Source organism: Thermanaeromonas sp. C210 (genome assembly GCF_013167955.1).
In the GTDB taxonomy this organism is placed as follows: domain Bacteria; phylum Bacillota; class DSM-521; order Neomoorellales; family Neomoorellaceae; genus UBA12545.
Genome location: NZ_BLWF01000004.1, coordinates 519,516 through 544,062, shown reverse-complemented (window position 1 = coordinate 544,062; position 24,547 = coordinate 519,516). Strand labels below are relative to the sequence as shown.

The window sequence follows — 24,547 nt, the reverse complement described above, 5'->3', positions numbered from 1 at the left end:
CTGCAACATTGCTTGGCATAGCTCCTGTGTATATACCACCACAATTTGCTTCCTGGAACGACAGTTACTAAAACCATGTACTTTTATATTTATGAAAACGAACAACTTGCCGCAGTTGAATTACGTGACCTTAGCACATATAAAACAATGGCAGTAGTGACATTCGCTTAAACCGCAAATCCAAGGAGCATGGTACTATTAGTGTTAGTACCTTTGGATTGAATACGTGTAAAAGTAGATCGCATAAATCGCCTTTCCTTTTCAATCCAGGCAAGAATTTTGGCTCTGGCGATCTGTTCCGTCATGCAGCTGCTATCCCCCCCTCCAGGGGTTAGAGTGAATTTCTAAGTGCCTTAACTGCGTACAGGCTAAGCCTTTGGAGTAAAGATAGGGGGTTGGAAGGCAATAGGATAAGTTTTCGTTTATAACAGGAGTTGAAATGATAACGTGTCGAGAATAAGCCACCTCTTGCGGTTAGGTATTGTCATTTTAACAATACTTTCGATCGGTAAATCGTTCGCTAGCAGCTTTGTTCATTATTGACTGGATCTAGCTCCGAATTATGAGATAAGCGCTTAACTGGAACATGATGGCTAGGGCCATAATCGCTCTATAATCGTCACGTCATGCCAAATATGGATAAAGCAGTTATAACAAATATAACTCAAAAGCATACCTTAGATATTGCATTACGTCATAAAACGTGTTAAAATTATCAATGTAAATCCGCTGTTCTTAAAAACAGCCAGTAAGGGGAAAACTAAGCGCCACAAGGGTTCGGAAGCTCAACGGCAGAGCAGCGGACTCATAATCCGTTGGTTCTAGGTTCGAATCCTAGTGGGCCCACCAATTGAAGACTATCCAAAGGTCAGAGTCGGAGGTCGGGAGGTGGCCGGGACTGCTGGCCTTTTTTAATTCAGGGCTTTCTCCCCGGCTGCAAGGCGTAGCCGCTATGGTGCCCGGGGGAAAGGCCCTGGCCGACATCGGGACGGACCACGCCTACCTTCCCATTTACCTGGTGGGGGAGGGGCATTCACCCCGGGCCGTGGGGATAGAAAGCCGCCCTGGGCCCTACCAGAATGCCCTGGCCAACGTAGCTGCTGCGGGGCTCAGCCACCGCATTGATATCAGGCTGGGATGGGGTCTTAAACCCCTGAAGCCCGGGGAGGTAGAGGTAATTACCATGGCCGGCCTGGGGTGCAGCACCATGCGGGCTATACTTTCCGCTTCGCCGGACATACTAAACACCATCCGGCACTTGATCCTTCAGCCCCAGGGCCAGGAAGAGAATTTGAGGCGTTGGCTGGCAGGTACGGGCTGGCGGCTGGTGGATGAGGACCTCATTTGGGATAGGGAGAGGTATTATGTCGTCCTGGCCTGGGAGCCCGGTCCCAGCCCTGCCTTCAGCCGGGCGGAGTGGGAGGTTGGCCCTCTCCTAATGGCCAAAGGACATCCCTTGCTGCCCGGTTATCTGGACGGCCGCCTCCGGCAGCTGCAGAGGGTGCGGGAGGGGCTAGCCCAAAGCCGGCGGCCGGAAGCAGTGGCCCGCCGCCGGGAAATAGAAGAAAAGATCCGAGAGCTACAGGAGGTCATGATATGCCTGCCACCTGCCGGGAAATCATAGCCATTATGGAAGCCTTGGCACCGCCGGAGTTAGCCGCCGAGTGGGACAATGTGGGTCTGTTACTGGGTGACCCGCAGAAGGAAGTGCGGAGGGTTCTCGTCGCCCTTGACGTGACCCATGAAGTAGCAGAGGAAGCTGCGGCCCGCGGGGCCAATTTGATCATCAGCCATCATCCCCTTTTCTTCCGGCCGTGGAAGCATTTGCGCTTTGATCGCAGCTCCGGCGACCTGGTGCGGCGGCTGGTGCAAGGGGACATTATGGTATACAGCGCCCATACTAATCTTGACGCGGCCAATCTAGGGGTCAGCTATCACCTAGCTGTCAGACTGGGGTTGGAAAATATAGAAATACTCGTGCCCACCTACCGGGAAAAATATTACAAACTGGTGACCTTTGTGCCAGAGGAAGCCGAAGGCCGGGTTAGGGATGCCCTTGGAGCAGCGGGAGCCGGATGGATAGGCAACTACTCTCACTGCACCTTCCGCACTTTAGGTACCGGAACCTTTCTCCCCCTGGCCGGCACTTCCCCCTATATCGGTCAAGAGGGGAAACTGGAAGAAGTAAAGGAATACCGCCTGGAAACCATATTACCCCGGGAGCGGCTCCCGGAAGTGCTGCAGGCGTTAATCAACGCTCACCCCTACGAAGAGGTGGCTTACGACGTTTATCCCCTGGCCAACGAAGGCCCGGCCCAGGGGATCGGGCGCCTGGGAAGACTTCCCCAGGCCGTGAGCCTCCACGAGTGGGCCTTGGCAGTTAAGAAAGAACTGGGGTGTGAGAGGATAACGGTAGTCGGCGATCCCGACCGCAAGATAAGGCAGGTGGCTGTTTGCGGAGGGGCCGGGAGCGAGGTTATGGAGAAGGCCGTGGCCAAGGGAGCAGACGTGCTGGTTACGGGAGATCTCAAATATCATGAGGCCCGGCGGGCTCTAGACCTGGGGTTGGCGGTTATCGATGGGGGTCATTTTGCCACCGAAAGGGTTATCGTGCCCGCCCTGGTGGCCTACCTGCAGGAGGAGCTTCAGGAGCGGGAAGTCATGGTCCTGGAGGCGCAAAAAGAAAGGGAACCCTGGCGGGTGTTGTAATCAGAGGCGGAAGTGTGGTAGAATAGTTACGTACATAGGACGATTGAGTAAACCGGGTGGTCGCAGGAGGGTCTTCCCTCCTGAGGAAAGTCCGAGCTCCACAGGGCAGGGTGCTGGGTAACACCCAGTGGGGGCGACCCCAAGGATAGTGCCACAGAAACAGACCGCCTCAAGGGTTAAGGTACACGTGCCTTAGCCCCTGGGGTAAGGGTGGAAAGGTGAGGTAAGAGCTCACCAGCGGTTAGGCGACTAACCGGCTAGGTAAACCCCACCTGGAGCAAGACCGAATAGGGGGACAATGGAGTGGCCCGCTCCGTCCCCGGGTAAGGTCGCTGGAGGTGCCAGGCAACTGGCATCCTAGATAGATGACCACCCTCGACAGAACTCGGCTTACAGGTTTGCTCAACGGTCCTATTATTGTAGATTACGTGTTACCAACCGAAGTTATGGCCCACTGAGTGGAGTTATGTCTCACTCAGTGGGCCATACTCTTTCTATTGCTCCATTTTGCAATCCCGCCAGGCCGCCTTCTCACCTGTTCTGGCTGCAACATAAAAATATAACAACGTGGCAATTTGTATCTCGAGGGTTGTACAAGGGGGGGATAAAAATGCTGTCAATTGAAGATTTTGTTAGGCAGTCGCTGGATTTAAACCTGTTCTTTTTAAGGATTATGAAGGAACACTCCTTCTTTTTAGAAGGGGCCTTCACCCCGGTTAATTCAGACCTGGCGCGTCAGGCAGATACTCTTATGAAACAGTTTGAGGCCTTACTAAGAGAGGCTGTATCACTTGCGGATGGATTTATTGGTCCCGACGTAGCATCTTCAGGAGAAATAGTTACCGATTTTACACTTAATGCTGAAAGGGCAACTCAGTTTTATACCGGCATTCCAATTGACACCAGCATCACCACGGCTGAACTTTCCCTGGTTAAAGGTGTACAACAATTAAATACAGGAATGCTGGCAGAAAGAGTTGCTGAGTTAAATCAGAGGGTAACTGCGGTTACACGATCTTTAATTAATTTTAAGACCTTAGTGCTGGACAGTGTTCTGGCTTGCAGGGTATTTACATTCAACTATCCGCTTTTGATTGACCACATTCGCAGGGAAGCTATATTGTTCGTAAGCTTACTCACGAGATTACAAAACAGGCTTATAGTGGATATGATCAGATTTGCAGTTGAGCAGGAATCTTTCTGGAACAAAATTATGGCCGAACATGCAAAATTTATCAGGGGACTTTTAGATCCCACCGAAGAGACCTTATTACAAACAGCCAATAATTTTGGTAAAGAGTTTGACGTGCTTACTGATAAGGCGCTGGCATTGCACAGTCAGATTACCCTTTTACCCCAGGTTACCCAAGAAAGCCTGAAGGAAACCGAAAAGATAAGGGATTTCAAGAGACAAGGCACGGAGGGTATTCTTGTATGTAAAATAAGATCTATTATCTTACCTTTATTGGCTGACCATGTACTGAGGGAAGCAAATCATTACCTGCGATTATTAAGAACTTTTAGTAGGAGTTTTTAAAAGAAAAGACAGGACGCTCGTCGAAATTCTAATTCGGTTGGGGTTTAAAGACACCTTCCTGCACCGTACTCTGGGGCAGAACCTGTTTAAAAGAACCTGTTTAAAGGGGAACGCTTGCTTAAACAAAGAAGCCCCGACGACTCTTGCCGAGGCTTTTTGGTCTTACAATATCGAGGACGTTGTTACCCTCTTTTTGAATTGCATCTTGTTAAATTGCATCTTCCCGCGTTTGGCTTTCATGATACAAAAAAATTTACCCAGGTTCAGAAGGATTCTGAGGATGGACGTTGAATTCTTATAATAGCTGAGCAACAGTGTTGTGCAGTATGCAACGCAATCAGTCCGGGTGTGCAAAACTATATAATCAGTGCCGGGACCTGTGGGTAATAGAGGGACGGCCTGCACAGCGGGAAGGCGCTAGTCGGCGAACTATATGAACAACAATGTTACGTTAGATGCAACAGAGTGGGCGGTAATATCGACGATGAGGAGGAGATGGAGAGGATGGCAAGACTGGGGAAAAAGGAAGAAATAACCCAAATGATTTTACGGGAGAAACTGATAGCAATACTTAGGAACATCGAGAAAGAAAAACTTTTAATAGTTACCGATATTTTCCTGGAATCGCAGATAAAAGTAGCGGAGGTGACCCTGAACAGTCCCGCGGCCCTTAGCCTGTTGTCGCAACTAGTGGAAAGGCATGGCGAAGACATGCTGCTGGGGGCCGGCACGGTTACTTCGGCCGAAGCGGCCAGGCAGGCGATCGAGGTCGGAGCGAAGTTTATCGTGACACCCACCATGTTGCCTGAGGTAGTGGAGATCTGTAAGGAATTGGATGTAGCCGTTATACCGGGTGCTTTTTCGCCTACGGAGATCCACCAGGCCTACAAGTTGGGAGCGGACCTTGTAAAGGTTTTTCCGGCAAGTACCCTGGGATTCTCCTTCTTCCGGGAAATGCGTGGGCCTTTTCCCGAAATACCTTTAGCTGCGGTGGGCGGGGTTACTCTGGAAAATGGGCGTGCCTTCTTGGAGGCGGGAGCTAAGGTTCTTGGGGTCGGTTCCTCCTTGACACCCCGAGACATCCTGGCAAAAAGCGACTGGCCGAGGCTCGCCGCCATCGCGCGCCGATTTAAGCAAGTAGTAAGTGAACAACAAGGCTAATGCTCCAGAAACGTTAAGCAAGAGGTAAGGATGGTAGACCTTGCTGCTGATGACGATAGATGGTGGCACCACCAACACCAGAGTGAGAGTCTTGAGCAACGACCAAGTAATAGGTAAGGCCTGTGCGCCCGTAGGGGTGCGCAACACGGCTATCAGCGGAAGTAAAGATACTCTTCTTGACGGTCTGCGCCGGGCCACGCGGGAGGCCCTGGAAATGGTGGGTATCAAAGAAAAAGATTTGGAATTGGTGACCGCCTCGGGCATGATAACCTCCAACGTCGGAATCTATGAAGTACCGCATATAAGTACTCCGGCCGGCGTAGAAGAACTGGCCGCGGGGAGCCGGCTGGTGAAGATTCCAGAACTTATGGATGTCCCCATCCTCTTTATTCCGGGGATTAAGAACAATTGTCACGTCGGGGAAAAAGCTGAGAATCTGGAAGCCATGGACATTATGCGGGGAGAGGAGACGGAAGCCCTGGGCATTCTTGAACTCCTGTCCCTAAGGGGACCCCTCACCATGATCTTACCGGGCTCGCACACAAAGATTATAAAGATAAATGAACGTAACCAGATTGCGGGCTGCCTCACTACCATGGCAGGGGAGATATTTAGTACCCTGGCCACTGAGACCATCCTGGCCGACTCTATTCCGCCAAACCTTGTTTCCCGGGTGGACCCGGAGATGATTTCCAGGGGTGCGGCCATATCGCGCCAGGTGGGCCTCACCCGGGGCTGCTTTTCCACCAGGATAATGAGCCAGTTTATGCCCACGGATGGGGAACAGAGGGCTAATTTCCTTCTGGGGGTTATCTTAGGGCAGGATTTGATTGCCATGAAAAACAGCAGGGCCTGTGCCCTTAACGGGCAGGACAAGATCGTGATAGGCGGCCCGTTGCCCCTGAGGCTGGCCCTCTACACTTTGCTAGCGGAGGAACCGGAGGTCAAAGACAAACTGGTAATGTTGGATGATGAAACGGTGGAGATGTCTACCGCCGTCGGAGCCAGGAAAATTGGGCTGTATTACGTGGAGAGGGCAGGAGGGGTGGCGGTTAGGGTATGAGAAATTCGGCGTAGCTGTTCATGCGGGTTCACAGTATTTCTTCCAGGATATTTTTAAGGGACTTATCATCCTGGCGGCTGTTGCCCTGACTGCCACCAGCCGGCCAAAGGATGATTAAAGTACCGCCAGGGCTAAGGGGGGCAGGTTCCCCTGAGGAGGTAAATAAGATGGAAAAGCCGCTGTTGATGATACCGGGCCCCTGCGCTCTAACCCAAGAGGTGCGGGCTGCTATGAGCCAGCCGATAGTTCCTCACTACGGGGAAGAGTGGGTTCGGGAATACAACGAAACAAGGGACAGCCTTAAACCTTTGTTGGGTACTAAAGGAAAAGTGTATTTAACCGTGGGTTCGGGCCATGCGGGCGTCGAGGCGGCCGTAAATACCCTGGCAGCCCCGGGCGAAAGAATAGCGGTAGTGGACAACGGCTTTTTTGGCGAACGGATAGCGTGGATCGCCGAGACCTACGGCATTGGGGTAGTGCGAGTAAAAGGAGAATGGGGCCAGCCGGTGGATCCGGCTTTGGTAGACAAGGTTCTCAAAGAAGAAAGGGATGTAAAGGCGGTAGCAGTAGTTCATGGTGAAACTTCTACCGGCGTGGTTAACCCTGTTAAAGAGATCGGAGAGATTACCAGCCGTCGGAGCGTACTTCTTTTCGTAGATGCCGTATGTTCGGTGGGAGGAATGGAGTTCTTAATGGATGACTGGGGAGTGGACGTGTGTGTAACTGCTTCCCAGAAGGGCCTTTCGGCACCACCGGGATTGGCCGTAATCGCTGTTAGCCAAAAAGCACAAGAATTCCTGGTGGCCCGCCAATCCCCTCCGGTAGGATGGTACCTGAATCTTCGGGTATGGCAGGAATTCGAGAAGAAACAAGGCCGTTTCCAGCCTTACGGTATCACTATGGCGGTCAATACTGTACGGGCTTTGAAGGTTAGCCTGGACCAGATGTACCAGGAGGGGCTCAAGCAGCGCTTCCGGCGCCATGAAGAAGTTGCCCGGCATATCCGGGAAGGAGTCGCTGTTTTGGGGTTGGAAACGCTGGCCCAGGGAGAACCGCTTCCTTTAGTTACGGCGGTGAAATGCCCTCCCGACGTTAAGGCTGAGGATATAGTCTCTTTCCTCAAAGAGAAACACGGCATTTATATAAGCGGAGGCCTGGGTCCCCACAAGGAAGACACCTTCCGAGTAGGTCATATGGGGGCTACGGCCACCCTGGAAGCCGCCGAAAGTTTCCTGGAAGCTTTAGGGGATTTTCTGAGACACCGGTGTTAATTTAAGAAGAGGTATGTTTATCTTCGGTTAGGAGGGGAACGAATGATAAAGGTTTTAGGTATCTGTGGAAGCCCTAGAAAGGGGAACAGCCAGTATCTCCTGGAGAAAGCCCTGGAAGCTGCACAGCAGGTGGCACCAGGTGAAGTGGCAACCGAACTGTACTCCATCCGGGGGAAGAAATTTGCCCCTTGCATCGGTTGTTCCCGCTGCGGCGAAAAGCAGGGCGAGTGCATCTTCCAAGATGATTTCCAGGAGCTGCGGGAAAAGTGGCTGGAGGCGGATGCCATTATCTATTCGGTACCGGTGTACCATATGGGCATTCCGGCCCAGCTCAAGGCCTTTATCGACCGGCTGGGCAACAGCCTGTTCGGCCGCTACGCCGGCCTTTTTGAGGGGGAGGCTACCCTGCCCAAAAGCATGAAGGTTGTAGGTGCCATTGCCCAGGGGTGCCACCTGTTCTCCGGCCAGGAGCATACCATTACCGACCTCATCAACCACGCCCTTGTCATGGGATGCGTGCCGGTGACGGGCGACATGTGGGAGGCCTATATCGGCGCTGCGGCCTGGACGTACAATGAAGGGGGCCGGAATGTGCTGGAGAGTAAGGAGAATGCAGGGAGTCTGGACATGAGGGTGGCGCTGCGCGGGGCCGCTACCATCGGCCGCAGGGCGGCCGAACTGGCCATGATCATCAAGGCGGGCGGCCAGGCGTTAAGCGAACGGCTGAAGCAAGACCCTATTTACCGTCCTTTCCTGGATCGCCTTCAGGGTTAAGTACGGGACGGCTTCCCCGGCGGGTGGCGGACGCTTTGAGCGCGGATAAAGAACCAGACAAAGGAGGTCGTAACAGTGGGAAAGATTGTGGTGACTCCCGAAAACTGCACGGGGTGCAAAGCCTGTATGATGGTCTGCTCCCTGGTGCACGAAAAAGCGCCCAGCTATCGCCGGGCGCGTATCCGGATCAAAAAGAAAGAGGAGATTGAGGAATCCACCCCGGTGGTGTGCCGGCAATGCGATGAGGCACCCTGCATGGATGCGTGCCCTGTGGAGGCCATCCGGAGAAATGAACGAAACGAAGTCCTTCTCTTCAGCGACGAATGTACCGGTTGTCAGGCATGTATTGAGGCATGCCCGTACGGCGTCATCTTTTTTGACGCTGAAAAGGGAGTAGCCTTTAAGTGCGACCTGTGCGGAGGAGAGCCTGCGTGCGTCACCATGTGCCAGCTCCCGCAGGCCATTCGGTACGAGAGCTAAGGCAAAAGGAGGGGGAGCTATGACGAAGGCCAAGGTTATTCTGCATGTGGATTTGTCGGAGGGGAGGACGTGGACTGAGCCGATCTCTAAGGAACTGGAAGCCGCCTTTCTCGGCTCGCGGGGGATCAATGCTAAGCTCCTCTGGGACCTGGTTAAACCGGGTATCGACCCCCTGGGGCCCGAGAACGTGCTTATCTTTGGCGCCGGCAAACTCAGCGGCACCGGCGCTCCTTCCAGCGGCCGGACCACCATTACCTGCAAGAGCCCGGCTACCGGTCTCTACTTAAAGGCCAACTCAGGCGGGCACTGGGGAACAGAGTTACGGTACGCCGGTTACGACCACCTAGTAGTTCACGGGGCGGCCGCCCGGCCAGTTTATATATACATCGAAGACGATCGTGTGGAAGTACGGAGCGCCGCCCATCTGTGGGGTAAAGACGTGCGCGAAACAACCCGGATCTTGCGGGAGGAGCTCGGTGAGGAAATCGAGGTGGCCTGCATCGGGCAGGCGGGGGAGAATTTGGTCAAGATGGCCGGGGTCATGTGCTCCATTTACAACACGGCAGCTCGTGGAGGCGGGGGTGCCGTGATGGGATCCAAGAAACTCAAAGCTATCGCAGTCAAAGGCAGCGGCGAAATAGCCTTGAAGGACCCGGTAACCTATTGGAAGGTAGTACAGGAGTGCGTGAAGGGGCTCCTGGCAGATTCGGGCTCCAGCGGTCTGCACGCCTACGGCACTTCGGGTTCTGTGCTCCCCTTGAATGAGCTGAGGGGCTTTGCCGTCGACAACTGGCGTCGGGGTTCCCATCCCAATCTAGAAAAAATCAGCGGCCAAATCCTGGCTGAACGGTACCTGAAGCGTAAGGTAGGCTGCAACAGCTGCATTCTAGGCTGTCACCGTTACACGGAGCTGGACCATGGCAAATATGCTGGCTGCTATTCCGGAGGACCGGAGCTGGAAACCCTGGGCTCCCTGGGCTGCGGGTGCGGCGTGTATGAGTGGGAATATATCCTGAAGGGCAATGAACTCTGCAACCTTTACGGAATGGATACCATCTCCGTGGGTAATGTAATAGCTTGGGCCATGGAATGTTATGAACGCGGGGTTCTGACCAAAAAGGATACCGGCGGTCTGGAGCTTACCTGGGGTAACGGCGAAGCCGTAGTGGAGATGGTCAGGCAAATCGCCTTCCGGGAGGGTTTAGGCAATCTGCTGGCCGAGGGTGTCCGGCGGGCGGCCCAGCAAGTAGGCCAGGATTCCTGGAAGTGGGCCATAGAGGTCAAGGGCTTGGAACAGTCCAGAGTGGACACGCGGAAGGCCATGGCTTACGCTCTGGCCTTTGCAGTCAACCCTCGAGGGGCCGACCACCTGCACACCGAGACCTTTGCGGAATTTGGCCTTAGCCCGGAAGCCAGGGCGATTATTAAAGACATCACCGGGGATGAAAAATATGCCAATCCTTACTTGACAGAAAAAAGGGCCGAAATCGTCCGGCGGCATGAAGACTGCTACGCGGTAACGGACTCCCTTGGATTCTGCGCCTTCACCACCACGGCCCTCTTTGGGGTTACCCCTGACCGTATGGCCCGGCTGTTCGCTGCCGCTACGGGCCTGGAAATGTCGGAAGATGAGATTATGAAGGCCGGGCGGAGGATAGTTAACATCGAAAAAGCCTTTAACGTTCGAGAAGGGGCTACCCGGCAGGATGATACCGCACCCTGGCGGCTTCTGAACGAGCCAGCTCCTGACCTTCCTGAGGGAGCTACCGTGCTTTCCCAGGAAAAGCTGGACGAAATGTTGGATGCCTACTATACCCTGCATAACTGGGATCCGAAGACCAGCTGGCCCAAGCGGGAAACGCTGGTAGAGCTGGGGCTGGATGGAGTAGCCAGGGAACTGGAAGCTATGGGAAGACTTCTTCCCGAGTAAAGAAGGAGAGGTTATTATGGCAAGCTATCGGCTAACAGCGAGAGATATCGATCCCCTCCTGGAGGGCCTCGCCATCCTGGGCACCGGTGGGGGAGGCAACCCCGAGTGGGGACGCGCCATCCTGGAGAAGGACCTGGCCGAGGGGAGGGAGTTGGTGCTGGTCGATCCCGACCAGGTACCAGACGATTCCCTGGTAGTCTGCGGCGGAATTATGGGCTCGGTGAAGACCCTGGAGCAGTGGAGCATTCATGACCTGCTCGACCGGTGGGAGAAGAAATTTGAACTGCTGGAAGCCACCAGGGCCATGGAGAGGTATTTAAACCGCCGGGTGGACTATGTAGTACCCTTTGAGGTAGGCGGTCTCAATACCCCCGTAATGCTTTCCCTGGCCGCGCGGTTGGGTATCGCCACCGTGGATGGAGATGCCCTGGGGAGGTCGGCTCCGGAGACCCAGATGACCAGTTTCCTGGGCCACGGGGTTTCCTTGACCCCTATGCCTCTGGTAGACGCCGAGGGCAACACCATCATCGTGGCCGAACAGGTAGACCCGGTGTTCGCCGACGAGATAGGTCGCTGGATGGTCACCAGAGGGGGCGGCCTGGGTGCTAACAACCATTACCCCATGTCCGGGGCTCAACTGAAGCAGGCTGTCATCCCGCGAACCATCAGCAAAGCCCTGGAGATCGGCCGGGCGGTCATCGCCGCCAGGAATGAAGGTAAGGATCCCGTCCAGAGGGTGGCTGAGGTAATGGGTGGGAAGCTCCTCTTCCGCGGGACGGTGGAGAAGGTGGAAGGAGAAGATAGGGGAGGCTTTTACCTTACCAACGTCTGGTTGAGCGGTGAGGACGACTGCGGTCGTGCGCGGGCCCATATGGTCATCAAGAATGAGACCATGGTCCTGTGGATAAAGGACCAACTCAAGGCGGTCTTCCCCGATCTGGTATGCATGTTGGACCCGAAATCGGGTCGGGGGATTATGAGCGTTGAGATAGAGGAAGGCCAGCCCATGGCCCTGGTGGGCGTACCGTGCCACCAACGGCTGCGGGAAAGCATGAAGACGCCTCAGGGCGCGCGGGCCTTCAGTGGAGCCCGATACGGGCATCCGGAGGTGGAATATACGCCTATTGAACTACTATAGGGGTATGTCCTCTAAACCCGGAGGGAGGGAAGGGATGGCCAAGATTCACTTGCGGTTCGCAGGGGACAGTAGGGCCAAATTTGGTAAGGCGGTGGAGGAACTGGAAATAGAGCCCGGCAGTACAATAAGGCAGATCGTTAAACTCCTGGATGGCCCGGCGGTAGAAGGGCCGGGAGGGAGGATGCCCGTAGCAGTGATAGTGAATGGCCGCAGTATCTATACCCTGGACGGCCTGGAGACGGTGGTCAAGGATGGCGACATGGTAGTCTTTGTGCCGTATCTGGCAGGCGGTTGATGGGGGTGGAAGGTGTTGAACCACGTAGACTTAAAAGAAATTGCCCGTCGGGCCCTTGTAGAATGCCTGGCTCTACAAGACACCGAGACGGCGCTGGTGGTAACCGACGGACTGGTGCCAGAGGTAGCGGGCGCCTTCTGGCAGGCGGCTAGGGAACTGGCGCGCGAGGCCATCTTTGTAGAATTCCCGCCGCGCTCCCGGCACGGGGAAGAGCCGCCTGCAGCGGTGGCCGCAGCCATGGCCGCGGCCGACGTGTTGTTGCTCCCCACCTCCAAGTCCCTTTCCCACACCAGGGCCCGCCGGAAGGCCTGCGAGGCCGGGGCCCGGGTAGCCAGTATGCCGATGATCACCGCCGAGATGATGACGCGGGCTCTGGCAGTGGACTATGAAGCCATGCGCTCCTTGACCAAGAAATACGCCGAGGTGCTAACTGCCGGCCAGGTGGCCCGCGTAACCTCTCCCGCGGGGACGGATATTACCATGAAGCTCACCGGTCGTATCGGGGTCATGGATGCCGGTGAACTGCGGCAGCGCGGGGCTTCGGGCAACCTTCCCGCAGGGGAAGCGTATATAGCTCCGTTGGAAGGATCGGCTGAAGGGATATTAGTGCTGGATGGTTCCCTGGCCGGCTGGGGTCGCCTGGAGGAGCCCGTAATCATCGAGGTAAAGAAAGGCTTAGCGGTCCGGGCGGAGGGTGGTGAGGCCGCGAGGTGGCTGTGGGAGTCCCTCACCAAGTGCGGGGAGGCGGGCACGGCTCTGGCCGAACTGGGTATCGGCACCAATGAGAAGGCCATCGTGAGCGGCAACATCTTAGAAGACGAGAAGGCTATTGGAACCGTCCATATTGCCTTTGGAGATAACAGAGGTTTCGGCGGGACAGTTGAAGCCGGCATCCACCTGGACGGGCTGGTCCTGAACCCGACCGTGGAGGTGGACGGAGAGGTTGTAATTAAGGAAGGCAGATTATTGCTTAGATAACCTGTAAAAGGAGAGGTGCAATATCATGCAGTCGAGGGAACGAGCTCTAATGGCTTTGCGGCATCAGGAGCCTGACCGGGTACCATTTGATCTGTGGGGTACTGTTACTACCGGTATTCACCGCATCGCCTATCGTAACCTCCTGGATTACCTTGGCAAAAAGGATTACGAGGTTAAGGTTGGAGAAATTCACCAGCAGCTGGCCGTAGTCCATGAGGACATTTTGCAGCTGCTCAAGGTGGACTTCCGGCCGGTATTCTCTAGACCGCCTCGCGGGTGGCAACTTGAATTTCAGGAAGACGGCCAGTACATCCGGTTCAAGGACCAGTGGGGTATTGGATGGAGGATGCCCAGGGACGGTGGGCTTTACTTTGACCTGGAAACCCACCCCTTGGCTAACTTTACTACCCCGGATGAAGTGATTAACTACAAGATACCGGACCCGGCCGATCCGAGCCGCCTTGAGGGAGTAGAAGAAGAGGCCCGGCGCCTGGCAGAGACTACCGGAGCAGCTTTATGTCTAGCCGGAGTATCGGCGGGCTTCCTAGAAATGGCTTATTGGCTGAGGGGATACGAAAACTTCTTTGTGGATCTGGCCTGTGATCCCAAGATGGCAAACGCTATCCTGGATAAGACGGTACAGATAAAGATCAGGTATTGGGAGGTGGCCCTGTCCAAGCTGGGCGACCTGGTGGACGTTGTAGTAGAAGCGGATGATTTTGCCTCGCAATTCGGTATGATTATTTCACCGGAAACCTACCGGAAATATATCAAGCCACGGCAGAAAGAGTTGTTTGGTACCATTAAGAAATACTCCAAAGCCTACATTTTCTTCCATTCCTGCGGTGCCGTATATGAAATCATTCCCGACCTTATCGAGGTGGGGATAGATGCTCTCAACCCGGTCCAGGTGAGCGCTAAGAACATGGACACTAAGAGGCTCAAGAAGGAATTCGGAGATGTGCTAACTTTCTGGGGTGGCGGCGTAGATACTCAGCAGGTACTTAACCTTGGTACCCCTCAGCAGGTGAAGGATGAAGTTAAGCGGCGGATTGAAGATCTGGCGCCGGGGGGCGGCTTTATCTTTACACCTGTGCATAATGTCCAGCCGGACGTTCCGCCCGAGAATTATATGGCCATGTGGGAAGCTTGGGAAGAGTACGGTAAATATAGGTAAGTCCATAAGTTACCCAAAACCGTAACCGGGTTAGCAGGCACAAAGTTAAAGTTGAAAGGGTGAGTCCACCTGGCCAGCAGGTGGCCTCACCTCACACTACTTTTGAGTGAGGCGGGAAGGATAAATGATTATCGGAGTTCCTAAGGAGATTAAGAATAGCGAGAACCGGGTGGGCCTAGTTCCAGCCGGCGTTATGGCCTTAGTGCAGGCAGGGCACCGGGTCCTGGTAGAGAGGTCGGCTGGGTTGGGCAGCGGTATAACCGATGAGGAATACACCAGAGCTGGGGCCGAAATTGTTGACTCCCATGAAGAAGTGTATGGGCGGGCAGATATGGTTGTTAAGGTGAAAGAACCCTTGCCGGCGGAATATCCGCTGTTCCGGGAAGGACAGATATTGTTCACCTACCTTCATCTGGCGGCGGATGCCCCTTTGACCAAGTGCCTGGTCGAAAAGGGCGTAGTAGCTATAGCTTACGAAACGGTGACTGCACCGGATGGGAGCCTGCCCCTGCTTACCCCCATGAGCGAAGTGGCAGGGAGGATGGCGGTGCAGATTGGTGCCCGGCTGCTGGAAAAGCACAGTGGTGGTGCCGGGTTGCTCTTGGGCGGTGTTCCGGGCGTTCCTCCGGCCTCGGTGGTCATAGTTGGTGGGGGAGTGGTCGGTACCAATGCTGCCAAGATTGCTGTAGGCATGGGGGCCCGGGTGACTATCCTGGACATCAGTGCCGAAAGGTTGAGATACCTGGATGATGTTTTCCAGGGCCGCGTAGAGACACTTATGTCTAATACCTACAACCTGGCGGATGCGGTGAAAGGGGCTGACCTTCTGATCGGGGCAGTGCTCATCCCCGGCGCTCGGGCGCCCCGCTTGGTGACAGAGGAAATGATCAAAGCCATGAAACCCGGGTCCGTGGTCGTAGATGTGGCCATAGACCAGGGTGGGTGCATCGCCACCATCGACCGGGTGACCACCCATGCTGAACCCACCTATATAAAACACGGAGTAGTGCATTACTCCGTAGCCAATATACCGGGTGCGGTTCCCCGCACTTCTACCTTTGCCCTTACCAACGTGACCCTGCCCTATATCTTAGAAGTAGCCAACAAGGGGTACTTACGGGCTATACAGGATAACCCGTGTTTGGCAGCAGGGGTTAATGTAATCGACGGTAAAGTCACGTGCAAGGGTGTAGCCGAGGCAGTAGGAATACCTTTCTATGACCTGAGGGAAGTTCTCTAAGAAGGTGTCAAACCCTAAGGTTTTCTGAGATTTTTATGGCAATGACATAGGACCGAGGTATAAATGGAGCCTCCAGTGGCTTCAAAGGAGCGCCGTCGTCAGCCTGTTAACTGTGGGCAGATCTTCGGTAGCCATACCTATACGGAGGTTGAACCATATGGAAGTCTTCAAGTATATGGAACAATACGGATACGAGCAACTAGTAATGTGTCACGACCGGATCAGCGGTCTTAGGGCCGTTATTTGCATCCATGACACTACCCTCGGGCCTGCCCTGGGGGGATTGCGCATGTGGCCCTATGCCAGTGAGGACGAAGCGGTGTTAGACGCCCTCCGGCTAGCCCGTGGTATGACCTACAAGAACGCCGCCGCGGGTCTCAATCTCGGCGGGGGGAAGGCGGTTATCATCGGCAATCCCAGGACTGATAAGAGTGAGGAACTCTTCCGAGCCTTCGGCCGCTTCGTCGATACCCTGGGCGGTCGCTACATTACGGCTGAAGACGTGGGAACGAGCGTAGACGATATGGAGTACATCCGCATGGAGACGCAATACGTCGCCGGCCTGGCCGGGCTGAGCGGCGACCCCTCGCCGGTTACTGCTTACGGTACCTACATGGGTATGAAGGCCACCGCCCTTGTTGTCTGGGGAAATGATTCTCTTAAAGGCAAGGTAGTGGCCGTTCAGGGCCTCGGTCACGTAGGCTATGCTCTCTGTCGCTACCTGGCGGAGGAAGGAGCGAGGCTCATCGCGACTGATCTCGATCCCGCAGCAGTAGACAGGGTAGTTGGAGAATTTGGGGCTACTGCCGTAGCCCCCGGGGATATCTACGGGGTCGACTGCGACATCTTTTCCCCGAACGCCCTGGGCGGAATTATAAACGATCATACTATTCCCCAGTTCAAGTGCAAGGTTATTGTAGGGGCGGCCAACAACCAGCTTAAGGAAGAAAGACACGGTGACATCCTCCGAGAGAAGGGCATCTTTTACGCCCCGGACTATATTGTGAACGCCGGCGGGGTAATCAATATTGCCGAGGAATTGCGGGGATACGACCGGGAGCGGGCCCTCAAGAAGGCCGCCGGCATCTACGACAGGGTCCTCAAGGTATTTAAGATAGCCGAAGAACAGAACATTCCTACCTACATTGCCGCCGACCGTATGGCCGAAGAACGGATCGCGCGCATCCACGGCGTCCATCGTACTTTCATTCCGCGGTAGCACCGGTAGAATAAGCCGGGGATAACGGTGGAGGCACACGAGGCCTGCCGTTAACCCCGGACAGTCTTGGGTGCCGGGTATCGGCACCCTAGGGAGGGACTCTCCGTCTCTTTTGCCGGCCGACGGTTAGGCTAACGGCCCTGGCGGGTCGCCGGAAAGGATGCGGAAAAGGAGGAGCCAAATGCCGGTCAAGTTCGATGAAGAACGCTGCAAGGGCTGCGGGCTATGTGTGGCCTTTTGCCCGAAGAAGATCATCTACCTGACCAGAGAACAGATGAACTCCAAAGGCTTTCACCCGGCCAAGGTAACCGAGCAGGACCAATGTATGGCCTGCGGTTTATGTGCCCAGATGTGCCCGGATGTGGCCATTTCCGTATACCGTCAGGAGGGGACAGGTGGCGCCAATGGGTGATAGAAGATTAATGAAGGGGAACGAAGCCTTGGCAGAGGCGGCCGTTCGGGCCGGCTGCCGTTTCTTTGCGGGTTATCCCATAACGCCCCAAAATGAAATTCCGGAATATATGTCCCGTAGGCTGCCTGAAGTAGGCGGCACCTTTGTCCAGGCGGAAAGTGAAGTTGCGGCCATCAACATGCTTTACGGGGCCTCCGGCGCCGGTGCCCGGGTGATGACTTCCTCGTCCAGCCCGGGGATCAGCCTTATGCAGGAGGGCATATCCTACCTGGCTGCCGCCGAATTGCCGGCGGTCATCGTCAATATGGCTCGGGGCGGGCCGGGCCTGGGGGGCATCCAGGCGGCTCAGGGCGATTATTTTCAGGCCACCAAAGGCGGCGGTCATGGCGATTATCACCTGATTGTCCTCCTACCGGCCTCCATCCAGGAAATGGTCGATTTGACCCGGCTGGCCTTTGAATTGGCCGACCGGTACCGCAACCCGGTAATGCTTCTGGCCGATGCAGTCCTGGGACAAGCCATGGAGCCGGTGAGTTTTGTGGATGAGCCTGTTACCGAAAAGCCTTTTAGGCCGTGGGCTACCACGGGGTGGAAGGGAGACAGGCCGCGCAACGTCATTAACTCTCTCTACCTGGAGCCGGAGGAGCTGGAAAAGCTTAACCTGAGGCTGCAGAAAAAATACGCCGAGATTTCGGCCCGCGAGAAACGGTGGGAGACTGTCAACCTTGATGATGCGGATGTGGCCCTGGTGGCTTACGGCACCGCTGCCCGCATTTGCCGTAGTGCCATGGAAAAAGGACGGGCTGCGGGCCTGAAGATGGGTCTTATCCGGCCCATAACCGGCTGGCCCTTTCCTGAACAGCCCTTTGAGAAGGCCCTGGCCCTGGGCATTAAGAAGTTTCTGGTGGTGGAGATGAATTACGGCCAGATGGTGGAAGACGTCCGCCTGGTAATCAGCGGCCGGGGCCAAGTGGCATTTTACGGCCGCGCCGGTGGCATGATGCCGACACCTGCCGCCATCGTTGAAGAAGTGCGCAAGCTCCTGGGGAGGGTTAACGACTAATGCGAACTGTCTTTGCCAAGCCCCGGACTCTTACGGACGCCCATACCCATTACTGCCCGGGGTGTACCCACGGCATTATTCACCGGCTGGTAGCTGAGGTCATAGAAGAGTTGGGCGTGCAGGAACGGACCGTTGGTGTAGCTTCCGTAGGCTGTTCAGTTCTATCTCACAGATATTTCAATTTAGACATGCAAGAGGCAGCCCATGGCCGGGCTCCGGCCGTTGCCACGGGCATAAAGAGGGTCTTGCCCGACAGGGTGGTTTTTACCTATCAGGGGGACGGGGATCTGGCTTCCATTGGCACGGCGGAGATCGTCCATGCCGCTGCCAGGGGTGAGAATATCACTGTTATTTTCGTCAATAACGGTACTTACGGGATGACCGGCGGCCAGATGGCCCCCACCACCCTCGTGGGCCAGGTGGCCACTACTACCCCGGGTGGCCGAAAGACAGGACGGGACGGCTATCCGATTCGAGTATGCGAGATGCTCGCCACCCTGGACGGCACGGCCTACACTGCGCGCGTCACCGTCACCGACCCGGCCGCAGTGGCTAAGGCCAGACGGGCGATTAAGAAGGCCTTCCAAATTCAGCTCGTAGGCAAGGGTTTTTCCCTGGTGGAGGTCTTATCGACCTGTCCGGTCAACTGGGGTATGACGCCCTTAGAAGCCCTGAGGTGGCTTAAGGAGAATATGATCAGCTATTATCCCTTGGGCGAGTTTAAAGGTGGCGGGGAGGTGCCGGCCTGATGACCCATGAAGTCATTATAGCCGGCTTCGGCGGCCAGGGCGTCATGCTAATTGGCGAACTGCTGGCTTATGCCGGTATGTTGGAGGGCAAAAACGTCTCGTGGATGCCGTCCTACGGACCGGAGATGCGCGGAGGTACAGCCAACTGTTCGGTGGTGGTATCCGACCGGGAAGTGGGGTCGCCGGTTGTAGCCGAGCCTACCGGGATCATAGCCATGAATGGGCCTTCTCTGGATAAATTCGAGGGCAGCGTCCGGCCGGGGGGACTCATAGTAGTCAATCTTTCCCTTATCCCCCGCAAGGTTAAACGGGAGGACGTCAAAGTGCTTGAGGTGCCCGCCAACGAGACGGCCGTGGAACTCGGCGATTCCCGGGTGGCCAACATGGTAGCCCTGGGCGCCTTCCTGGGCGCCACCCGCTGCGTATCTAAGGCCTCGGTCCTGGAGGCCCTTAGACACATGATCCCTGGACATCGGCAGGACCTTATCCCCCTCAATGAAAAGGCCCTGAACCGGGGAATTGAGATGGCCCTGGCCTGCGGTACCGCGGTTGCCCAGAAAGGTGAGCGCATTTGAAGACTGTATTCTATATCCTGGCCATCAACCCGGGCTCGACTTCGACGAAACTCGCCGTCTACGAAAACGAAAAACCCCTCTTTCAAAAAACCGTGTATCATTCAGCTCGGGAACTGGCGTCTTTTGGCGGGGACATTTCGGCCCAGTACGAATACCGGAAGGAGCAAGTCCTGAAATGCCTGGCCCAATCGGGCTTTGACCTGGCGAAATTGTCGGCCGTAGTTGGCCGCGGTGGTCTGCTCAAACCCATTGAGGGTGGAGTATACCTCATTGATGAGCGCGTCATCGAGGACGCGCTCATCGGTGTTCAGGGCCAGCATGTCAGCAATCTCGGCGTGCAGTTGGCCAAAGGTATTGCCGATAAGCACGGCGTCCCCTCCTTTTTCGTCGATCCGCCATCGGTCGATGAATTTGAGCCCCTCGCCAGGTTCTCGGGCCTGCCCGAATTACCACGCCGGAGCATACTGCACGCCCTCAACCTCAAGGCAGTAGGCCGCCGGATGGCGGGTGATGTCGGCCGGAAATTTGAAGATCTGAATCTTGTTTTAGCCCACCTCGGCGGCGGCATTTCGGTGGTGGCCAGCAGGTGTGGCCGTTTCATCGACGGCACTAACGCCACCGAGGAAGGGCCCTTTTCACCGGAACGGTCAGGTCACGTGCCTGTGCGCAGGCTCGTACAGCTGTGTTATAACGGCAAGTACACCGCCAGGGAGCTGGACCGTAAACTGGTGGGTCAAGGCGGCCTGGTGGCCTATTTGGGAACCAACGATGCCTCCGAGGTCGAGAAACGGGTTAAATCCGGCGATGGCCAGGCCCGATTAGTATTCGAGGCTATGGCCTATCAGGTGGCCAAGGAGATCGGCGCCATGGCCTGCGTCCTTGCCGGCCAGGTGGATTACATTGTGCTTACCGGCGGCCTAGCCTTCTCGGAACTCTTCACGGGATGGGTCCGCGAACGGACCCAATGGATTGCCCCTGTCCTTGTATACCCGGGCGAGGAAGAAATGCGGGCCATGGTGGAGGGTGCGTTGCGGGTACTCCGGGGGGAAGAAAAGCCCCGGGTTTACCCTTGAAATTAGTTACCGAACAAGGGCTGACGCCGTCGATATAGGAGTTTCCTTTACTTCAAGATGCAAAAACCACCCGTAAAGGACTGCACCGGTTACACCTATTAGGTTTGGGCCAGTTAAGGGATATAATAATTTAGAGGGAAGGTAAGGTGGATATGAGTAATCAGCGGAATTGTTTAATCCCCGGGGACCCGCGGAGGAAGTGAAAGCCTGTTTTTCAAGACGTGGTCCTATCCACAGATTCTTCCCCCTGGACAGGTGGCCCGAAATGGCTGCCGGTGACCGTCGGGGACGCGAGAGTATCACTCGGTTGTTGTCCTTGACCACGGTACCTCGGGCCAGTATAGTAAAAGAGGTATAGTTTCCAACATGGAGGCAAGAGTATGAAAATCATCGATCTGCGCAGTGACACGGTCACCGTACCCAGCGAGGAAATGCGGGCTGCCATGGCCCGCGCCGAGGTAGGCGACGATGTTTACGGAGAAGATCCTACCGTAAATAAGCTGGAACAAGCTGCTGCTGAGCTGCTGGGTAAGGAAGCAGCCCTTTTCGTAGCCAGTGGCACCATGGCCAACCAGATCGCCCTCCTGGCCCACACAGAACGGGGCGATGAGGTAATTGTCGATGCGGAATCACATATTTACTACTACGAAGTGGGCGCTGCAGCCATGCTGGGAGGCCTGCAGCTAAAGCCCCTGGAAGGCTTGAATTCCGAAGCCGGGCCGGGAGTCTTGCGCCAGGCCTTCCGCCCGGCCAATATCCATTTTCCCATTACCAGGCTGGTCTGCTTAGAAAATACCTTTAACCGGGGCGGCGGGACCGTTATATCGCGTGAGGTTAGTAAAGAAATATATGACCTGGCCAAGGAGCGAGGGCTTTTCGTACATTTGGACGGCGCAAGGATCTTTAATGCCGCCGTAGCCTTGAACTGCGACGCAAGGGAGTTCACGCGCTATTGCGACAGCGTAATGTTTTCCCTTTCCAAGGGATTGGGCGCCCCGGTGGGCTCGGTGCTGGCGGGCAGCCGACAGTTCATTGACAAGGCGCGGCGCTACCGTAAAGCGCTAGGCGGGGGATGGCGGCAGGCCGGTATTTTAGCGGCCGCGGGTTTGGTGGCCCTGCAGAATATTCGTCGCCTGGCCGAAGACCACGCCCACGCCCGCCTCCTGGCCGAGGGGCTCGCAGAAATCCCGGGGTTACACGTAGACCTGAGTCAAGTGCAGACCAACATAGTAGTGGTAAAAGTAGTGGGACGGCCGGGAGCCGCGGCATTGGCCGAAGAGCTGGCCCGGCAGGGCGTGAAATGTAATGTCCTGGGGCCTGATGCCCTGCGGTTCGTAACCCATAAGGATATTTCCCGGGAGGATATTGAAACAGCCCTGTCCATAGTGAGAAAAACTGTTACCAAAATCTAAAGCAGAAATTTTTTATAAGTTATGGAGGAAAGGGGCGATGAATGTAGAATTCTTTCTTATAAGAAAGAACAGCGTTCTTATATGAGACACCCAAGAAGGAGCCATCCCATGGCCAGCAAGAAGACGGCGAGGCTGGAAATAGGCAATAGGCTTCTGAGACTTTTGGAGTGCTTCACTTTTGATAAGCCCGAATGGGGAGTTACAGAACTGAGCGAAAGGCTGGGATTGTACAAGAGTGTTGTGCACCGTATGCTGGTGACCTTGGAGAGCAGGGGGTTTGTGTCTCAGGATCCGGCAACCAAGAAGTACAGGTTGGGTATAAAAGTATTTGAACTGGGCATGGTGGTGGCCAGTCAGATGGATCTGCGCAAGGTCGCCAAACCAGTAATGGAAGAACTGGCCGCTAAAACAGGGGAAACCGTCCTTTTGGAAGTAGTGGATGAGCTTCAAGGGTTATGCATTGAAAAAGTGGAAAGCCCCCAGAGCATGAAGTGCACTTCCCAGGTCGGTAAGCGCGTACCCCTTTACGCCGGCGCCCCTACCAAAGTTTTGATGGCGTATTTGCCGGAAGAAATAATCCATAAAATAATAGGCCAGGGCCTTGAAAGGTTTACCGAGCAAACGGTGGTGGACCCCGACGAACTGCTGGGGCAGTTGGCAGTCATTCGGCAACAGGGCTATTGTATCTCCTGGGGAGAAATGGATATCGGCTCCGTGGGGATAGCATGCCCTATTTGGAATCATGAAAAAAGGGTGATAGCCGCTTTGAGCATAGTGGGACCGGAAATCAGGATAAGGGAGCGGGTGGAGGAATTTTTGTCCTATTGCCGGGATGCCGCCGAAGAAATTTCCCGGCAGGTGGGTGGCCTATAATTTTTTTACTCCAATAACAGAACGAAGTACCGCATATAAGAACAACAGGGGAGGTGACGGGCCTTTTAGGGATATCAGATTTCCATCATGTAGTCAAAATAGAAAAATTTTTGAGGAGGGATGACTGTGTCGGGCGTAAAGGAGCGTACCTTGGGAGACCGGTTGCGGGAGGAGTACAGAATCTATATAGCCGCCCTAATAATAGTGATCGTTGCTGAATTAATAGGCACCCACAGGTTCAAAATCGGTCCGGGCATGATGGTAATCTTCCCCATGTTTTATGGATTGATCCTGGGCGCCCTGCTCTGTCCCCAAGTGTTAGGCTTTTTCAAGATGGAGGAGGTAAAAGCTGCTTCTCCCCTGGTGCTGGTGGCCATTTCCCCCTTTATGGCCAAACTGGGGGTGCTGGCCGGGGCAGACCTGCCGAAATTGGTATCGGTGGGTCCGGCCCTCATCCTGCAGGAGTTAGGCAATCTGGGGACTATTGTCTTTGCTTTGCCGGTAGCCCTCTTGCTGGGCCTTAAGAGGGAAGCCGTGGGTGCCACCTTCTCCGTTTGCCGGGAAAGCGGCCTGGGTGTAATAAGCCACGTCTATGGCCCCGATTCCGCGGAAATGAGGGGGACCCTTTCAATCTATGTCATCGGCTACATCATAGGTCCCATCTACATGGGCCTGCTGGCCAGTTTGATAGCTTCTACCAACCTGTTCCATCCCTACGCTTTAGGTATGGCCTCTGGCGTAGGCAGCGGTAGTATGATGGCCGCCGCTTCGGGTACCCTAGCCCATGTGTATCCGGATTTGGCCGACGACATCCTGATGTTGGCGGGGGCCAGCGACACTCTGACCGGCATTAACGGCGTTTACGTAAGCCTGTTTATCGCCTTGCCGCTGGTCAACAAACTGTACCATTGGCTGGAGCCCATCTTAAGCCCCAAGAAATTAAAGGCAGGTGAGGAAAAATGAAGTATCGGGATTGGATCTTCTTACTGGCCCTTACTTCTGTGCTGACTCTCATTTCTAACTGGGTCGGATATAAAATACCCGTTCTGGAAGCCGTCCCCGGCGTCCTCATCCTGGCTGGTATTGCCCTGGCAGGGGTGGTCCTGGCCAACGTTATTCCCTTTAAATTGCCGACGATCTTTTACGTTTCCTTGCTGGGATTGCTCCTGGCCAGCCCTATTTCCCCGGTATCCAAGGCGGTGATCGACTATACCGCGAAAGTTTCCTTTATGGCCCCGGTCACCGTAGTGGGTGCCCTGGCCGGTATCTCGATGGGCAAGGACCTTCACAGCTTCAAGGAGCAGAGTTGGAGGATGGTGATCGTAGCCATCCTGGTGTTTACCGGTACTTTTGTCCTGTCGGCTCTAGTGGCTCAGGCGGTATTGAGTGTAACAGGTGCCATCTAAAAAACAACGGAG

At 55.2% G+C, this 24,547-nt stretch carries 24 protein-coding genes, 1 tRNA gene and 1 other RNA gene; all 26 read left to right on the top strand.

What is annotated here, in order from left to right:
- Positions 1-773 precede the first annotated feature (773 nt).
- The 26 genes from TAMC210_RS13025 to TAMC210_RS12900 all read left to right on the top strand — a co-directional run bounded on the left by TAMC210_RS13025 (position 774) and on the right by TAMC210_RS12900 (position 24,535).
- Positions 774-849 (top strand) — tRNA-Ile (locus TAMC210_RS13025).
- Position 850: 1 nt separating this feature from the next.
- Positions 851-1,624, top strand: coding sequence for a tRNA (adenine(22)-N(1))-methyltransferase (locus tag TAMC210_RS13020; RefSeq protein ID WP_173299212.1), 774 nt, complete (start codon positions 851-853; stop codon positions 1,622-1,624).
- Positions 1,597-2,709, top strand: coding sequence for a Nif3-like dinuclear metal center hexameric protein (locus tag TAMC210_RS13015; protein WP_173299211.1), 1,113 nt, complete (start codon positions 1,597-1,599; stop codon positions 2,707-2,709). The genes TAMC210_RS13020 and TAMC210_RS13015 overlap by 28 nt, the downstream gene beginning before the upstream one ends.
- A 44-nt stretch (positions 2,710-2,753) precedes the next feature.
- An RNA gene (gene rnpB, locus TAMC210_RS13010) (RNase P RNA component class A) lies at positions 2,754-3,118 on the top strand.
- 201 nt (positions 3,119-3,319) lie between these two features.
- Positions 3,320-4,246: a DUF2935 domain-containing protein gene (locus tag TAMC210_RS13005; RefSeq protein WP_173299210.1), complete on the top strand. Its 927-nt coding sequence runs from the start codon at positions 3,320-3,322 to the stop codon at positions 4,244-4,246.
- Positions 4,247-4,750: 504 nt separating this feature from the next.
- Complete coding sequence (locus TAMC210_RS13000) at positions 4,751-5,407, top strand: bifunctional 4-hydroxy-2-oxoglutarate aldolase/2-dehydro-3-deoxy-phosphogluconate aldolase (protein ID WP_173299209.1); 657 nt, start codon at positions 4,751-4,753, stop codon at positions 5,405-5,407.
- 49 nt (positions 5,408-5,456) lie between these two features.
- The gene (locus TAMC210_RS12995; protein ID WP_254388691.1) at positions 5,457-6,470 is read left to right on the top strand and encodes a 2-dehydro-3-deoxygalactonokinase; all 1,014 of its coding nucleotides are present in this window, start codon (positions 5,457-5,459) and stop codon (positions 6,468-6,470) included.
- A gap of 167 nt (positions 6,471-6,637) precedes the next feature.
- Entirely contained in the window at positions 6,638-7,741 is a 1,104-nt protein-coding gene (locus TAMC210_RS12990) for a pyridoxal-phosphate-dependent aminotransferase family protein (protein WP_173299207.1), read from the top strand.
- A gap of 42 nt (positions 7,742-7,783) precedes the next feature.
- Entirely contained in the window at positions 7,784-8,515 is a 732-nt protein-coding gene (locus tag TAMC210_RS12985) for a flavodoxin family protein (protein WP_173299206.1), read from the top strand.
- A gap of 75 nt (positions 8,516-8,590) precedes the next feature.
- Positions 8,591-8,995: a 4Fe-4S dicluster domain-containing protein gene (locus TAMC210_RS12980; RefSeq protein WP_173299205.1), complete on the top strand. Its 405-nt coding sequence runs from the start codon at positions 8,591-8,593 to the stop codon at positions 8,993-8,995.
- Between the two features lie 19 nt (positions 8,996-9,014).
- On the top strand, positions 9,015-10,925 hold the full coding sequence (locus tag TAMC210_RS12975) for an aldehyde ferredoxin oxidoreductase family protein (protein ID WP_173299204.1): 1,911 nt from the start codon (positions 9,015-9,017) through the stop codon (positions 10,923-10,925).
- Positions 10,926-10,941: 16 nt separating this feature from the next.
- The gene (locus TAMC210_RS12970; protein ID WP_173299203.1) at positions 10,942-12,063 is read left to right on the top strand and encodes a DUF917 domain-containing protein; all 1,122 of its coding nucleotides are present in this window, start codon (positions 10,942-10,944) and stop codon (positions 12,061-12,063) included.
- A gap of 34 nt (positions 12,064-12,097) precedes the next feature.
- A complete protein-coding gene (locus TAMC210_RS12965) occupies positions 12,098-12,358 on the top strand; it encodes a MoaD/ThiS family protein (RefSeq protein WP_173299202.1) in 261 nt (86 codons plus the stop codon).
- Positions 12,359-12,370: 12 nt separating this feature from the next.
- The gene (locus TAMC210_RS12960; protein ID WP_254388671.1) at positions 12,371-13,336 is read left to right on the top strand and encodes an aminopeptidase; all 966 of its coding nucleotides are present in this window, start codon (positions 12,371-12,373) and stop codon (positions 13,334-13,336) included.
- A gap of 25 nt (positions 13,337-13,361) precedes the next feature.
- The gene (locus TAMC210_RS12955) at positions 13,362-14,513 is read left to right on the top strand and encodes a uroporphyrinogen decarboxylase family protein (RefSeq protein ID WP_217267386.1); all 1,152 of its coding nucleotides are present in this window, start codon (positions 13,362-13,364) and stop codon (positions 14,511-14,513) included.
- Positions 14,514-14,637: 124 nt separating this feature from the next.
- Positions 14,638-15,753 (top strand): alanine dehydrogenase, encoded by a 1,116-nt coding sequence (ald, locus tag TAMC210_RS12950; protein ID WP_173299201.1) that lies wholly within the window; start codon positions 14,638-14,640, stop codon positions 15,751-15,753.
- Between the two features lie 157 nt (positions 15,754-15,910).
- Positions 15,911-16,972, top strand: a complete 1,062-nt coding sequence (locus TAMC210_RS12945; protein WP_173299200.1) for a Glu/Leu/Phe/Val dehydrogenase — start codon at positions 15,911-15,913, stop codon at positions 16,970-16,972.
- Between the two features lie 181 nt (positions 16,973-17,153).
- Positions 17,154-17,384 carry a 4Fe-4S dicluster domain-containing protein gene (locus TAMC210_RS12940; RefSeq protein ID WP_173299199.1) on the top strand — a complete coding sequence of 77 codons (231 nt, stop codon included), beginning with the start codon at positions 17,154-17,156 and terminating at the stop codon, positions 17,382-17,384.
- The gene (locus TAMC210_RS12935) at positions 17,377-18,447 is read left to right on the top strand and encodes a 3-methyl-2-oxobutanoate dehydrogenase subunit VorB (protein WP_173299198.1); all 1,071 of its coding nucleotides are present in this window, start codon (positions 17,377-17,379) and stop codon (positions 18,445-18,447) included. The genes TAMC210_RS12940 and TAMC210_RS12935 overlap by 8 nt, the downstream gene beginning before the upstream one ends.
- Entirely contained in the window at positions 18,447-19,196 is a 750-nt protein-coding gene (locus TAMC210_RS12930; protein ID WP_173299197.1) for a thiamine pyrophosphate-dependent enzyme, read from the top strand. Before TAMC210_RS12935 ends, TAMC210_RS12930 begins: the two co-directional genes overlap by 1 nt.
- On the top strand, positions 19,196-19,771 hold the full coding sequence (locus TAMC210_RS12925) for a 2-oxoacid:acceptor oxidoreductase family protein (protein ID WP_173299196.1): 576 nt from the start codon (positions 19,196-19,198) through the stop codon (positions 19,769-19,771). The genes TAMC210_RS12930 and TAMC210_RS12925 overlap by 1 nt, the downstream gene beginning before the upstream one ends.
- The gene (buk, locus tag TAMC210_RS12920) at positions 19,768-20,844 is read left to right on the top strand and encodes a butyrate kinase (protein WP_173299195.1); all 1,077 of its coding nucleotides are present in this window, start codon (positions 19,768-19,770) and stop codon (positions 20,842-20,844) included. The genes TAMC210_RS12925 and buk overlap by 4 nt, the downstream gene beginning before the upstream one ends.
- 380 nt (positions 20,845-21,224) lie before the next feature.
- Positions 21,225-22,256: a low-specificity L-threonine aldolase gene (ltaE, locus tag TAMC210_RS12915; RefSeq protein ID WP_173299194.1), complete on the top strand. Its 1,032-nt coding sequence runs from the start codon at positions 21,225-21,227 to the stop codon at positions 22,254-22,256.
- 108 nt (positions 22,257-22,364) lie between these two features.
- Positions 22,365-23,129 carry an IclR family transcriptional regulator gene (locus TAMC210_RS12910; RefSeq protein WP_173299193.1) on the top strand — a complete coding sequence of 255 codons (765 nt, stop codon included), beginning with the start codon at positions 22,365-22,367 and terminating at the stop codon, positions 23,127-23,129.
- A gap of 126 nt (positions 23,130-23,255) precedes the next feature.
- Positions 23,256-24,092: a DUF3100 domain-containing protein gene (locus TAMC210_RS12905; protein WP_217267385.1), complete on the top strand. Its 837-nt coding sequence runs from the start codon at positions 23,256-23,258 to the stop codon at positions 24,090-24,092.
- Positions 24,089-24,535: a hypothetical protein gene (locus TAMC210_RS12900; RefSeq protein WP_173299191.1), complete on the top strand. Its 447-nt coding sequence runs from the start codon at positions 24,089-24,091 to the stop codon at positions 24,533-24,535. The genes TAMC210_RS12905 and TAMC210_RS12900 overlap by 4 nt, the downstream gene beginning before the upstream one ends.
- The last annotated feature ends 12 nt before the right edge of the window (positions 24,536-24,547 follow it).

Bases quoted from the DNA above. Each gene is read 5' to 3' on its own strand.
- TAMC210_RS12940 (WP_173299199.1), top strand. From the start codon at position 17,154: ATGCCGGTCAAGTTCGATGAAGAACGCTGCAAGGGCTGCGGGCTATGT.
- TAMC210_RS13015 (WP_173299211.1), top strand. From the start codon at position 1,597: ATGCCTGCCACCTGCCGGGAAATCATAGCCATTATGGAAGCCTTGGCA.
- TAMC210_RS12995 (WP_254388691.1), top strand. From the start codon at position 5,457: ATGACGATAGATGGTGGCACCACCAACACCAGAGTGAGAGTCTTGAGC.
- TAMC210_RS12910 (WP_173299193.1), top strand. From the start codon at position 22,365: ATGGCCAGCAAGAAGACGGCGAGGCTGGAAATAGGCAATAGGCTTCTG.
- TAMC210_RS12970 (WP_173299203.1), top strand. From the start codon at position 10,942: ATGGCAAGCTATCGGCTAACAGCGAGAGATATCGATCCCCTCCTGGAG.
- TAMC210_RS12930 (WP_173299197.1), top strand. From the start codon at position 18,447: ATGCGAACTGTCTTTGCCAAGCCCCGGACTCTTACGGACGCCCATACC.
- TAMC210_RS12975 (WP_173299204.1), top strand. From the start codon at position 9,015: ATGACGAAGGCCAAGGTTATTCTGCATGTGGATTTGTCGGAGGGGAGG.
- TAMC210_RS13000 (WP_173299209.1), top strand. From the start codon at position 4,751: ATGGCAAGACTGGGGAAAAAGGAAGAAATAACCCAAATGATTTTACGG.
- TAMC210_RS12985 (WP_173299206.1), top strand. From the start codon at position 7,784: ATGATAAAGGTTTTAGGTATCTGTGGAAGCCCTAGAAAGGGGAACAGC.
- TAMC210_RS12945 (WP_173299200.1), top strand. From the start codon at position 15,911: ATGGAAGTCTTCAAGTATATGGAACAATACGGATACGAGCAACTAGTA.
- ltaE (WP_173299194.1), top strand. From the start codon at position 21,225: ATGAAAATCATCGATCTGCGCAGTGACACGGTCACCGTACCCAGCGAG.
- TAMC210_RS12955 (WP_217267386.1), top strand. From the start codon at position 13,362: ATGCAGTCGAGGGAACGAGCTCTAATGGCTTTGCGGCATCAGGAGCCT.
- TAMC210_RS12925 (WP_173299196.1), top strand. From the start codon at position 19,196: ATGACCCATGAAGTCATTATAGCCGGCTTCGGCGGCCAGGGCGTCATG.
- TAMC210_RS13005 (WP_173299210.1), top strand. From the start codon at position 3,320: ATGCTGTCAATTGAAGATTTTGTTAGGCAGTCGCTGGATTTAAACCTG.
- TAMC210_RS12990 (WP_173299207.1), top strand. From the start codon at position 6,638: ATGGAAAAGCCGCTGTTGATGATACCGGGCCCCTGCGCTCTAACCCAA.
- TAMC210_RS12900 (WP_173299191.1), top strand. From the start codon at position 24,089: ATGAAGTATCGGGATTGGATCTTCTTACTGGCCCTTACTTCTGTGCTG.
- TAMC210_RS12935 (WP_173299198.1), top strand. From the start codon at position 17,377: ATGGGTGATAGAAGATTAATGAAGGGGAACGAAGCCTTGGCAGAGGCG.
- TAMC210_RS12965 (WP_173299202.1), top strand. From the start codon at position 12,098: ATGGCCAAGATTCACTTGCGGTTCGCAGGGGACAGTAGGGCCAAATTT.
- ald (WP_173299201.1), top strand. From the start codon at position 14,638: ATGATTATCGGAGTTCCTAAGGAGATTAAGAATAGCGAGAACCGGGTG.